Consider the following 11,815-nt stretch of genomic DNA (forward strand, 5'->3'; position numbering starts at 1 on the left):
GATATGACGTCCCCATGACAGGCGTGTGACGAAGACGACTTGCCCGAACGAGTAGAACCTGACTAAGAGCAAATCAGGGGCTGCCAATTGTCTTCAAGGAAAGGTCGTTACTTGCGCAATCTGCTTTATTCGTTCTGGGCCATTTTCTGGCGGATCGCCGCCGTACTTATTACCAACTACGTCATCACGTCCCTAGTTTTTCATCTCACCTATCTGCTTTTTCCGCAGACGGAAACCGTCATCAAGATTCGCGCATCCTTAAATCACCTGCCGACAGCCATGTTGTTCCTGCTTCTTGCCATGCGGCAAAACAGTTCGGAAATGTGCGAACCGGGAAGCGCATCGTTCCATTGGCGCAACACGTATCTCATTCTGGCAGCCGTCGCCGCCTTCATCATATCCACAAATTCGCTGGCGGCATTTCTGCTTCCGACCGATCTATGGATCGTGGCAATCAGGTTTCTGTCCCTCTGCGTGTTTCTGATCTTGTGCATCGCCCTCGCCATCCGTCTGTCACGTTTTCGCCGGCAGTCGGACCGCGCGGTGCCGGCCGTCGCCTGAAACGCGAAAGCCCGGCACAAAGGCCGGGCTTCCATTCCGGGTTTTTCCCGAAAACTTACTTCGTGGCGGCTTCGTAACGCTCCAGCACGTAATCCCAGTTGATCAGGCTGTCGACGAAGGCTTCGAGGTATTTCGGACGGGCGTTGCGGTAGTCGATGTAATAGGAATGTTCCCATACGTCGACGCCGAGGATCGGCTCTGCGCCATGAACCAGCGGGTTTTCGCCGTTCGGGGTTTTGGAGATTTCCAGCTTGCCGTTCTTGACGGAGAGCCAGGCCCAACCGGAACCGAACTGCGTGGTGCCGGCAGCAACGAAATCGGCCTTGAACTTGTCGTAACCGCCGAGGTCGGAAGCGATCGCGCTTTCCAGCTTGCCGGGCAGCTTGTTGCCGCCGCCATCCTTCTTCATCCACTTCCAGAAATGGACGTGGTTGTAGTGCTGGGCAGCATTGTTGAAGAGGCCGGCATTGGTGCCGAACGACTTCTTCACGACCTCTTCCAGCGAAAGATCGGCGAGACCGGCTTCAGCGGCCAGCTTGTTGCCGTTGTCGACATAGGCCTTGTGGTGCTTGTCGTGGTGATACTCGAGCGTTTCCTTCGACATGAAGGGCTGCAGCGCCTCGTAATCATAGGGAAGTTCGGGAAGTTCAAAAGCCATGATCTTACTCCTTGGGCAAAAACAAGCTGGGTGAAGGTGAGCGGGAACATAGGTTGCCATCGGCACCGTGGCAACGGTTTCGAGACCAAAAATCTGGCAAAAAACAATGCCCCGACGGTGTCGTGTTCTCCTTTAACGTCGGTTCGTGGAACATCGTTCCGCACGTCATCGGAAAGGATCGCATCTGCGCCGAGCGCTTGCCATTTGCCATATCGCTGACGCAGAATTTTGGCACGGACGGGCATCAAACGGAGACCATGATTCGATGAAGACCACCTTGCTGACGCTCGCAACATTGTCTGCCGCCCTTGGCTTCGGCCAGACCGCCCAAGCCTCCTCGGACGGCGCATGGGCAGAGTTTGCCTCTGCGGTTGAAAAAGCATGCATCAAATCCGCATCGGGCCAGATCGAAAACGGCCGCGCCGTGGTCGATCCCTATGGCAGCGCGAAATACGGCCTCGCCATCGTGACCGGTCGACCCAGCGGCGTTCCAAAGAGCAAGAAACTCGCCGATATCAGCGTCATCTGCGTCTATGACAAGAAGACCAAGGCAGCCGAAGTGGGCGGAGAAATCGAGATCGGCAAGGTCATGAACAAGCCGAAGCCACGGTAGCCGCAGCCTATGAAAACCGGCTGCTTCCTCATTGTTCTTATTCTTGCGGCCGGATTTGCCATTCCACAGGCGGCAGGCGCGCAGGATGCCGAGCATGGCCGACAGGTCTACCGTGTCTGCCTGCCCTGCCATGTGCCCGATGCCGAAACCAATAAACTCGGGCCGCATCTGAAAGACGTTTTCGGCCGCGCCGCCGGCAGCGTCGATGGATTTCGCTATTCCCAGGCAATGCGGGATGCCGGTACGGCCGGCCTCATTTGGGACGAAAAGAACCTGTCGGAATTTCTGTCCAGCCCCGGACGAAAGGTGCCGGGCACGAGCATGCGTTTCTGGGGTTTCTGGAGCCAGTCACAGATCGACGACGTCATCGCCTATCTCAAGACCAATCCCTGATACCGCCAAACATATGCCGCCCCCAAAAGAGAGCATTAGTCAGCTTTGCGCAGGTTTGTGCGTTTATCGATTGCCTCATTGATTTTGCGACAGACGATTTGAAGTCACCAAGGATATTTCGATGCTGGATGGAATGCTTCAATCCGCACATTTTCAAGCTGAGCCGAGCGACGATCGCTTAGAGGGCGACACGCCGCCAATCACCGAAGCCCTCGACGCGCTTCTGACCGACCTGATGTCGCAGTGTCCGGATTTCACTGTCCCCGCCCTGGCCGATGCCACCACCGACAATAATCCAGACGAAAACGGCGCCGGGCAGGATATCCCGGCGGTTCTTGGGGAACCGGACAGGCCGATGCCAGCAGAACCTGAAACCGCGTCCGAACCCATGCCGACACGGGTCTACAGTATAGGCGACCTGATGCTGTTCGAGCGGCTGACAGGATATCGGCTGGTGGCACAACGGCAGTTATGGCGTTCGGTCGACAAGGAAGGCAATCGTTCTATGGCTGGCGACCGGCTTTTCACCGTGCTTGCGGAAGAAGCCTTCCAACTGGCCGACCGGCAACGTCGCAACGGCCCGTCACCACAAGCCGATCTGACGGTCCAGGATATCGCCATCGCACTGAAACCGATGCGCGCCATTGCAGCGCATCTGGGTGAGCGCGGTATCCAGGCCTGCGACCGCATGGAGGCCATCGTGACGGCCACGCTGGATCGTCGCAACGCCGCCTGAAGTCGTCAATCGCTTGGTGCGTCACCCGCCCTGCCTGCTTTGAACGCCGTGCCGTACATTCGACAATCGGGAACCTTTTGGCGTCACCAGCACTTGAATCCCGCTGAAACCAGCCAGCCGGGAGATGGCCGATGTTCGATTTCGTGACCTCCGACTTCCTGTTATTCGTGCTGATCGGGTTCTGCGCCCAGATCGTCGATGGCGCACTCGGCATGGCGTTCGGCGTGCTGACCACGACCAGCCTTCTGGCTGTCGGCGTCGCGCCTGCTGCAGCAAGCGCCATGACCCATGTCACCGAATGTTTCACCACGGCCGCATCCGGCGCCTCCCATCTTTATCACCGCAATGTCGATTGGCGGCTGGTGTTTCGGCTGGCGCCCGCCGGCATGGTCGGTGGCGCGTTGGGAGCCTATCTTCTCTCGAACATCGACGGAAAAGCGATAGAACCGCTCGTCTCTATTTATCTGATCGGCATCGGCCTGTTCATCCTCTACAAGGCCTTCAAGCCGAAATGGCCACGCGACGTGCATGACTGGATCGTGCCTTATGTCGGCGGCGTCGGCGGCCTGCTGGATGCCATGGGCGGCGGCGGCTGGGGACCGATCGTCACCAGCTCTCTGCTCGGCCGCGGCCACGAGCCGAAAAAAGTGATCGGCTCGACCAATCTGACGGAGTTTGCGGTAACCTTCGTTATCTCGCTGACATTCATTCTGGCGCTGGGCTGGTCGGAGCTGTCTTCCGCGATCGGTCTCATCGTCGGTGGCATTCTGGCGGCTCCCTTTGGCGCCTTGATCGTCAAGAAGATGCCGGTCAAACCGCTGATGATCGCCGTTTCGATGATCATTATCGGCACGGCGGCTATTCGTTTCGCGTAAATCGATATATATTGATCACCTAATATTTAAGTCATGCAACTTGTGATCAAGCATCGGTGCCGGAGCTGTTTATGGCCGCGAAGATGAGTGACGAACTTTCCGGCCATATGCCAACGCTGGAAGCGCTGGAATTGGCAATGGACAATATGCCGATTGCGGTCGCTATATTCATGCTCGAAGGCCAGCCGGTCTATGCCAATCGCTGTTTCCGCCTGCTGCACGATGTCGATGCCCGCTGGGTGACCGGGATGGAAACCTTTGTCGACATCATCGAAAGCGATGGGATGGCGAACTGGAAACAGGATCCAAAGATCTTCTTCGAATCCTTGCAGAACGAGCTGAAGGCTGGACGGACGGTGCAGACCCAGATCGAAGTCGGCGACAAAATCATCGCGGTTCACGATATCCTGCTGGACGGCCGCTACATCCTCACCACCCAGCAGGATGTGACCGCGCGGGTACAGGCGGAACGCCGCGTTTCCTACCTCGCGCATCACGATCCGCTGACGGACCTGCCCAATCGCACCCATTTTTCGGCAAGGCTGGAAAGCCTGATCGAAGAGAGCAAGGTGACACGGCGACGTTTCGGGGTGATGAGCTTCGATGTCGATCGTTTTAAGGATATCAACGATATTTTCGGCCATGGCGCCGGTGATATCGTTCTGACCAAACTCGCCTTGCGCCTGAAACAACTGCTGGGCCCATTGGACGCCGCAGCGCGCCTCGGTGGCGATGAGTTCACGGTGATCAGTGTCGGTGACAGCCAGCCGGAAACGGTCACGCGGCTGGCGGAAGATCTTACCAGGGCGATGGAAGAGGAAATCGAGGTCGAGGGCCGATCGCTGAATGTGGGTTTGAGCATCGGCATCGCCATGTTTCCGCAGGACGGCAATGATTCAGCCACGCTTCTGGCCAATGCCGATGCAGCGCTTTACCGTGCCAAATCCGAAGGGCGCGGCCGCTTTTGCGCCTTCAACGCCGGCATGGACCGGCGCATGCATGACCGCCGTGTGCTGCAGCAGGATTTGCGCCATGCCATCAGCCGGCACGAACTGGCCTTGCATTACCAGCCGCAGGCCTCGGTCTCGGGAGAGATCTTCGGCTTCGAGGCGCTGTTGCGCTGGCATCATCCCACGCGCGGGCTGATATCGCCGGATCACTTCATTCCCTTGGCCGAAGAGAGCGGGCTGATCGTCGAAATCGGCCGCTGGGTCCTGCGCGAGGCCTGCCGGGAAGCGGCAAGCTGGCCAAACCGGCTGAGGATTGCCATCAACGTTTCTCCCATCCAGTTTCGACAGGAAAATCTCGTCGGCGACGTCCACAGCATTCTCCTGCAGACCGGCCTTTCGCCCGACCGGCTGGAACTGGAAGTGACCGAAGGCGTGCTGGTGCAGGATTTCGCCCGCGCATTGCAGATCTTGCGGGGCCTCAAAAGCCTCGGCATCCAGATCGCCATGGACGACTTCGGTACCGGGTATTCGTCACTGTCCTACCTGCAGGCCTTTCCGTTCGACACGATCAAGATCGACAAGTCCTTCACTGCCAAGCTCAATGCAGATCCAAGCGCCGACGAGATCGTGCGCGCCGTGATCGGCCTCGGTCGCGGCCTGAACATCCCCATCGTTGCCGAAGGTGTGGAAACAGAGGAACAGCGCGCCTTTCTGGAAGAAGCGCAATGCCAGCACATTCAGGGATATCTGATCGGCAAGGCCGAGCCGATTGCCGAATATTCCGACCTGACCGGTGCCGAGGAAACCGTTTCACCGGGAAAACCGGACACCGCCTCTGCTACGATCACGCAATTTCGCCGTCGTTAAGGCACTCTCGCGCAAAGACGGGATCACATGGCGCTGCCGTGCGTTGTCGTTGAACGGAGCGGTCACCGGCCGCTCTCTATCACCCGCCTGCTTTTCCATTCTAAAGTGATGATCGGGCATGGCGCGGATGGTCCGCCCGGATTGCGCACAAGGTTATATCATGACGGCTTCAGAAAACTCATTCCTCGCCATCCTGCTTCATGGCGTCGGCTCCAACGGTGACGATCTCGCTCCGCTCGGCAAGAGCTGGGAGCCGCGCCTGCCCGGCGTCACCTTCATTTCACCCAATGCGCCTGACCGTTCGGATTTCGGTTCCGGTTACCAGTGGTTCAGCGTGGCGGGCGTCACGGAAGAGAACCGACCTGCCCGCATCGCCGCCGCCCGCACCTCCTTCGACGCGGTGCTTTCCGGCATTGTCGAGGAACACGGATTTGCCGACAGGCTCGATCACGTCGTGCTGATCGGGTTTTCCCAAGGAACGATCATGTCGCTCGATGCAGCGGCCAGCGGTCGCTGGCCTGTTGCTGCCGTCATCGGCTTTTCCGGAAGATTGGCAACCGAAAAGCCACTGACGCCGGCGAAGGAAACAAAAATCCTCCTCGTGCATGGAACGGCAGACAGCGTCATCCCCTCCTGGGAAACGGAAAAGGCGCAAACCGAGCTGACGAGCGCCGGCCTGTCCGTCGAAACCGTCATCGAGCCAGGGCTCGGTCACACGATCTCGATGGGCGGTTCTGACCGGGCCTGCGCCTTTCTGGAAAACCTCGTCAAAGGCTGACATCCGCGAAAACAGAAACGGCGCCCGAAGGCGCCGTTCGATATCCATCGGTCCTGCAAGCCTCAGGCAGCAGCCTTGCGGGTCGCATTGGCCCAATCCATGTAAAGTTCCAGCGCCTTGGCGGCGACCGGGCCGGGCTGCAGCTCGCGGTCTTCGAACTTGTTGACCGGAACGATCTTCGAATAATTGCCCGAGGTGAAGATCTCGTCGGCCTTGGCGACATCCTCGACGGTGACGGTTGCTTCACGCACCTCGTAACCACCCTGGCGCAGCAGGCCGATCACGCGCGAACGGGTAATGCCGGCCAGAAACGTGCCGTTGGCGATCGGGGTGAAGACAACACCATCCTTGACGATGAAAATGTTCGACGAGGCGGTTTCGGCAACATTGCCGTTCATGTCGCGGGCAAGCGCATTGTCGAAACCGCGATTGCGCGCTTCGATGATCATGCGGCCGCTATTGGGGTACAGACTGCCGGCCTTGGCAGCCGTCATGGCGACCTCCGGGTTTGGACGGCGGTAGGGCGACACCGTCAGCGACGACGGCTTTGCCGTGTTCATCGGCGCCTCGAACAGGCAAATCGCGAAGCGGGTCGATTCCGGATCCGGAGCGACGACGCTGTAGGACGTACCATGCTCCGACCAGTACATCGGCTTGATATAGATGGCGGTTTTGCCGTCGAACTTCTTGACGCCTTCGAGCGCCAGCGCCTCGATCTCTTCCGGGGTCTTGGTCGGCTTCATGCCCATGTTCACGGCCGAGCGGTTGATGCGCTGGCAATGCAGGTCGAGGTCCGGCGAAATACCGTCGAACCAGCGGGCGCCATCGAACACCGTCGAACCGAGCCACATGGCGTGCGACGTCGGGCCAATCAGTTTCGGATTACCCGAAAGCCACTCTCCGTCGACGAAGGTCCAGGTGGTGCTCTTGGGGGATGTATCAACGGCCATGGTATTCTCCTTGCAAATTTCGTGACCGAGTGAAGGCGCGGCAGGCTGCGAAGGTCAAGGCGTTTCTTGCCGAAAAACGTTGCCCGAAGGCAAAAAATCGACGTCTGTGGCGAAGCTCACGGCAATCCAGTTTCCGCGTAAATAGGTGCATCAGCATCTGTGATGCGAGACGGCCTTGCCCTTGCTGTATCCCGTATTCCCGTGTCCAATGTCGCCTGCATGGAGAAGGAGACGCGCATGGCATGGTCCTCACAGCAATATCTCAAATTCGAGGATGAGCGCACCCGCCCTGCCCGCGATCTGATGGCGCAAGTGCCGCTGGCCACCGCCAGCCGTGCCTTCGATCTCGGTTGCGGACCGGGCAATTCCACCGAACTGCTGGTCGAGCGTTTTGGCGCCGCCAATGTCTTGGGCCTCGACAGCGACGACGACATGCTGGCGGCGGCGCGAAAGCGGCTGCCCGCTGTCACCTTCGACAGGGCAGACCTTGCGTCATGGCAACCGGATGCACCGGTGGACCTGCTTTACGCCAATGCGGTGTTCCAGTGGGTGCCCGATCATGTCGCGGTGCTGGCGCGGCTGATGGATCACCTCAAACCCGGCGGCGTTCTGGCCGTGCAGATGCCGGACAACCTCACCGAACCATCCCACAGGATGATGGAGGAGACCGGACTTTCCGGTCCATGGTCGAAGGCATTCGAAGGCGGCAAGGTGCGCCGAAGGCCGCTTCCACCCGCATCCGTCTACATTGATCGGCTGGGACCGAAGTCTCTCAAGCTGGATGTCTGGCACACAACCTATTACCACCCGATGGCAGATGCCGCCGCGATCGTCGAATGGGTCAAGGGCACCGGCCTGCGCCCCTATCTCGACGCGGCCGGAACAGAGCATCGTGACGCGTTTCTTGCCGATTACCAAAGCCGCATCGACAAGGCCTACCCGCCAATGGCCGATGGCCGCAGGCTGCTCGCTTTTCCGCGTTTTTTCCTGATTGCCGTCAAGGGCCAGGTCTGAAACGACCGCTTGGTCCGCCTATTGCTGCGCCGGAGGCGGTGCCAGTGGATTGGCCGGCGCGGGTTCGGTCTGGCCCGGCTGGATGCCGGGAGGGGCCGGAATGCGGTTGTCGATCAGAAGAATGCTCAGCACCATGGCCACCAAAAGACCCAACAACAAAAACCATGTAATCCGCATGTCCCCGACCTCCAATCAACCCAAGCCGCTTGCCGGCGGCCCCATTCAACATTCCTTATATGAAACAGAGACTAGGGCCGTGATGCGATGAAAAAAAGGAATGTGCCGCCTTTTTTATTAACGGCCGTTACATCTCGTGAAACGACGTCCTCGATAGGCCGACCGAAGTGCTTTGCATTGCAGCAATAGCCGCTGCGCAATACCGCCCTATATGCGCGGCAATAACATAGGCGAGACGGACCGGGGCACGATGCAAGACATTCTCAAAGAAGGCGAAACCTGCTGGCGTGTCGCCAAGGCCGAGCGGTTGTCGATCATCGTCGATGCGGCGGATTTCTTCAGCGCCGCCAAGAATGCCATGACCAAGGCGAAACGGTCGATCTATCTGATCGGCTGGGATTTCGACACCCGCATCCGGCTGGACCCGGCAACCGAAAAACACGGTGAATGGCCGGACCAGCTCGGCTCGTTTCTCAACGCGCTCGCCCGCCGCAACGCGGATCTCGATATACGCATCCTCAAATGGGATATCGGCATGATCAACTCGATCACGCGCGGCGAAACGCCATTCTATGTGCTGAAATGGATTTTTGACAAACGCATCCATCTGAAGCTGGACGGCGCGCATCCCGCCATGTCGGCGCACCACATGAAACTGCTGGTCATCGATGACCGGGTCGCATTTTGCGGCGGCATCGACATGACGGTCGGCCGCTGGGATACGCGCGACCACGCGGAAAAGGCGCCTGCCCGCCGCTCGCCGATGGGATTTGCGCAGGAACCGTGGCACGACGCGACCACCTGCCTGTCCGGCCCCGCCGCAGCGGCGCTCGGCGAAGTGGCGCGACGCCGCTGGAAGCTGGCCACCGACGAGACGCTGGAAACGGAAACCTGTGACAGCGATCCCTGGCCGGACGGGCTGGAAGTCGGTTTCGAAGACGTCGATATCGGCATTGCCCGCACAGCGCCGGAATATGGCGATCGCAAACAGATCGTCGAGATCGAGACGGCCAAGCTCGCCATCATCGCGGCGGTAAGGAAGACCCTTTACATCGAAAGCCAGTATTTTGCGTCCCGCCGGATCGCGCAGGCCATTGCCGAGCGCCTGAAAGAAGACGATGGACCGGAAGTGGTTCTCATCAACCCGGAAGGCTGCGAGGGTTATCTCGAGGCAAAAGCGATGGACAGCGCCCGCATCCGGCTGATGAAACTGGTGCGCGACGCAGATCGTCATGATCGCTTTCGGCTTTTCTACCCCGTCAACGATGCGCGAACACCGATCTATGTCCATGCCAAGATGATGTTTGCCGACGACCGCATCATCAAGATCGGCTCGGCCAATCTCAACAATCGCTCGATGGGTTACGATACGGAATGCGACGTGGTGCTGGCTGCCCAGCCGGACCAGACCATCCTGCGCGAAAAGATCATCGCCACCCGTAACGATCTTGTGGCGGAACATCTCGGCCGCACGGTCGAGGAGGTCAGCCAGGCAATCGCGGCGCATGGTGGTTCGTTGATCAAGGCCATCGAGACGCTCAACCGCGAGAGCGGTCGCGGCCTCGTCCCCGTACCGATGCGCGAACTGACGATCGACGAGGAAATGTTCGCCGAAAGCGATATTGCCGACCCGGAGCGGCCCGCCGGCAGGCGCTATCGCGCCTCGCGTTTTCTAAAGCGGCGTTTTGGCCACAAGCTCAAGAAAGCACTTTGAAACGGGCGGCTCTTGCCAGCCGTCGATGAGGTGATAGGATCAAACCGATTTCATTCTGCAATCGGTCTGGGAGGCCCTGTTGTGAGACCTGTTCTCTATTCGCATCCGTTCTCATCCTACTGCCAGAAAGTGCTGATCGCGCTCTATGAAAACGACGTGGATTTCGAAACGCGAACACTGGGCGAAGACGAAGGCGCCTATGAGGAACTCGTCGCCACATGGTCGGTGAAGCGGTTTCCGATGCTCAAGGATGGCGCAAAGCACATCCATGAAGCCACGACCATCATCGAATATCTGCAGGTTCGTTATCCCGGTCCGGTTCGCCTGATCCCCGCCAATGAAGCCTTCGCTGTCGAGGTTCGCATGCTCGACCGTTTTTTCGACAATTATATTTCCACGCCACAGCAGAAGATCGTGTTCAACGCGTTGCGCGACGAGAAGGACCGTGACCCATACGGCGTGCAGGAGGCGCGCGACATGCTCGATGCCGCCTGTTCCTGGCTTGAAAAGCATATGACCGGACGGCAATGGGCGGCAGGCGAACAGTTTACGCTGGCAGACTGCGCCGCCGCCCCGTCGCTGTTCTACGCCGACTGGTCGCACCCGCTTGGCGACCGTTTTCCGGCAGTCACCGCCTATCGCCGGCGGCTTCTGGCGCGGCCATCCTTCGCACGGGCTGTCGATGCGGCACGCCCTTATCGGAAGAACTTTCCACTGGGCGCACCGGACCGGGACTGAATATCGCGTCTTCGTGCCGCCCCTTCGCCATAGCGATCCCCGACATCCCGGCCGCATAACCCGCCCAAGAACACAAAATGGCGGCGGGCGTTTTTTGAAAACCGAAGATCGCCAAGGGACGACTCTGCCGATAGCAGGCGCGTTTCCAAACAAGAATGCACCGCTCTAAAAGCTCGGCGGCGTACAGGCGCTGATGACTTCGCAGGGCACGGGTCCGACACAGCGAAAACGATGCGGCCTGCGACTTTCGAAATAATAGGCGTCACCCGGCCCGAGAATACGGCGCTCGTTTTCCACGGTGACCTCCAGCCGGCCGGACAGCACGATGCCGCCCTCCTCTCCCTCGTGAACGAGCGGCACTTTTCCGGTATCGGCGCCGGGCTGATAACACTCCTTGAGGATCTGCAGGCTGCGCCCGAACAGGTTGTCGCCGACCTGCCGATAGGAAATCGGCCCCTTGCCGATCTCCACCAGATCCTCGGCCGCGTAAAAGGCCTGTCGCGATTTTTCCGGTTCGAAGGCAAAAAATTCGGCAAGGCCGATCGGCAGGCCATCGAGTATGCGTTTCAGCGCCCCGACCGATGGGTTTGCCGAATTGGATTCGATCAGCGAGATCGTCGAATTGGTCACCCCGGCGCGCTTTGCCAGTTCACGCTGGGAGAGGTTATGCGCCATGCGCAACTGCCGCAGACGGCTGCCAATATCGAGGGACATGTGCGCTTCCTGTTTCCGATGTTCGAAATATCGAAAACAGGAGGCCACCTGTCAATCAATTCAGTGGCTTGGAAGCA

General features: G+C 59.1%; 15 protein-coding genes. 11 read left to right on the top strand and 4 right to left on the bottom strand.

Annotated features, from left to right (window positions below; translation table 11 throughout):
• Positions 1-111 precede the first annotated feature (111 nt).
• Positions 112-561, top strand: a complete 450-nt coding sequence (locus ACRQ1B_RS12005; protein ID WP_432293905.1) for a hypothetical protein — start codon at positions 112-114, stop codon at positions 559-561.
• A 55-nt stretch (positions 562-616) separates the two neighbouring features.
• Here ACRQ1B_RS12005 and ACRQ1B_RS12010 read toward each other — a convergent pair whose 3' ends face one another.
• The gene (locus ACRQ1B_RS12010) at positions 617-1,219 is read right to left on the bottom strand and encodes a superoxide dismutase (protein ID WP_432293906.1); all 603 of its coding nucleotides are present in this window, start codon (positions 1,217-1,219) and stop codon (positions 617-619) included.
• An 11-nt stretch (positions 1,220-1,230) separates the two neighbouring features.
• On the opposite strand from ACRQ1B_RS12010, the gene ACRQ1B_RS12015 reads away from it, so the two are divergent.
• The 7 genes from ACRQ1B_RS12015 (at position 1,231) to ACRQ1B_RS12045 (ending at position 6,431) form a co-directional block, all read left to right on the top strand.
• A complete protein-coding gene (locus ACRQ1B_RS12015) occupies positions 1,231-1,488 on the top strand; it encodes a hypothetical protein (RefSeq protein WP_432293907.1) in 258 nt (85 codons plus the stop codon).
• Positions 1,485-1,832 carry a hypothetical protein gene (locus ACRQ1B_RS12020; RefSeq protein WP_432293908.1) on the top strand — a complete coding sequence of 116 codons (348 nt, stop codon included), beginning with the start codon at positions 1,485-1,487 and terminating at the stop codon, positions 1,830-1,832. The genes ACRQ1B_RS12015 and ACRQ1B_RS12020 overlap by 4 nt, the downstream gene beginning before the upstream one ends.
• Before the next feature lie 9 nt (positions 1,833-1,841).
• Positions 1,842-2,225 (top strand): c-type cytochrome, encoded by a 384-nt coding sequence (locus ACRQ1B_RS12025; RefSeq protein ID WP_432293909.1) that lies wholly within the window; start codon positions 1,842-1,844, stop codon positions 2,223-2,225.
• A 121-nt stretch (positions 2,226-2,346) separates the two neighbouring features.
• Positions 2,347-2,961, top strand: coding sequence for a hypothetical protein (locus tag ACRQ1B_RS12030; protein WP_432293910.1), 615 nt, complete (start codon positions 2,347-2,349; stop codon positions 2,959-2,961).
• Between the two features lie 143 nt (positions 2,962-3,104).
• Complete coding sequence (locus ACRQ1B_RS12035; protein ID WP_432294586.1) at positions 3,105-3,836, top strand: sulfite exporter TauE/SafE family protein; 732 nt, start codon at positions 3,105-3,107, stop codon at positions 3,834-3,836.
• Between the two features lie 71 nt (positions 3,837-3,907).
• The gene (locus ACRQ1B_RS12040) at positions 3,908-5,653 is read left to right on the top strand and encodes a putative bifunctional diguanylate cyclase/phosphodiesterase (RefSeq protein ID WP_432293911.1); all 1,746 of its coding nucleotides are present in this window, start codon (positions 3,908-3,910) and stop codon (positions 5,651-5,653) included.
• A 160-nt stretch (positions 5,654-5,813) separates the two neighbouring features.
• A complete protein-coding gene (locus tag ACRQ1B_RS12045) occupies positions 5,814-6,431 on the top strand; it encodes an alpha/beta hydrolase (RefSeq protein WP_432293912.1) in 618 nt (205 codons plus the stop codon).
• A gap of 62 nt (positions 6,432-6,493) precedes the next feature.
• On the opposite strand, the gene ACRQ1B_RS12050 is transcribed toward ACRQ1B_RS12045, so the two are convergent.
• Positions 6,494-7,381, bottom strand: coding sequence for a branched-chain amino acid aminotransferase (locus ACRQ1B_RS12050; RefSeq protein WP_432293913.1), 888 nt, complete (start codon positions 7,379-7,381; stop codon positions 6,494-6,496).
• Positions 7,382-7,618: 237 nt separating this feature from the next.
• Here ACRQ1B_RS12050 and tam point away from each other — a divergent pair, with 237 nt between their 5' ends.
• Entirely contained in the window at positions 7,619-8,395 is a 777-nt protein-coding gene (gene tam / locus ACRQ1B_RS12055) for a trans-aconitate 2-methyltransferase (protein WP_432293914.1), read from the top strand.
• A gap of 18 nt (positions 8,396-8,413) precedes the next feature.
• Here tam and ACRQ1B_RS12060 read toward each other — a convergent pair whose 3' ends face one another.
• Positions 8,414-8,572, bottom strand: coding sequence for a hypothetical protein (locus ACRQ1B_RS12060; RefSeq protein ID WP_432293915.1), 159 nt, complete (start codon positions 8,570-8,572; stop codon positions 8,414-8,416).
• 250 nt (positions 8,573-8,822) lie between these two features.
• Between ACRQ1B_RS12060 and ACRQ1B_RS12065 the strand changes: the two genes are divergently transcribed.
• Together ACRQ1B_RS12065 and ACRQ1B_RS12070 are read left to right on the top strand one after the other, a co-directional pair.
• Positions 8,823-10,286, top strand: coding sequence for a phospholipase D-like domain-containing protein (locus tag ACRQ1B_RS12065; RefSeq protein WP_432293916.1), 1,464 nt, complete (start codon positions 8,823-8,825; stop codon positions 10,284-10,286).
• A gap of 81 nt (positions 10,287-10,367) precedes the next feature.
• Positions 10,368-11,024: a glutathione S-transferase family protein gene (locus ACRQ1B_RS12070; RefSeq protein ID WP_432293917.1), complete on the top strand. Its 657-nt coding sequence runs from the start codon at positions 10,368-10,370 to the stop codon at positions 11,022-11,024.
• A 165-nt stretch (positions 11,025-11,189) separates the two neighbouring features.
• Here the strand turns inward: ACRQ1B_RS12070 and ACRQ1B_RS12075 are convergent, their stop codons facing one another.
• The gene (locus tag ACRQ1B_RS12075; RefSeq protein WP_432293918.1) at positions 11,190-11,738 is read right to left on the bottom strand and encodes a cupin domain-containing protein; all 549 of its coding nucleotides are present in this window, start codon (positions 11,736-11,738) and stop codon (positions 11,190-11,192) included.
• Positions 11,739-11,815: the final 77 nt, after the last annotated feature.

The organism is Endobacterium panacihumi (genome assembly GCF_050847465.1).
GTDB lineage: Bacteria > Pseudomonadota > Alphaproteobacteria > Rhizobiales > Rhizobiaceae > Neorhizobium > Neorhizobium panacihumi.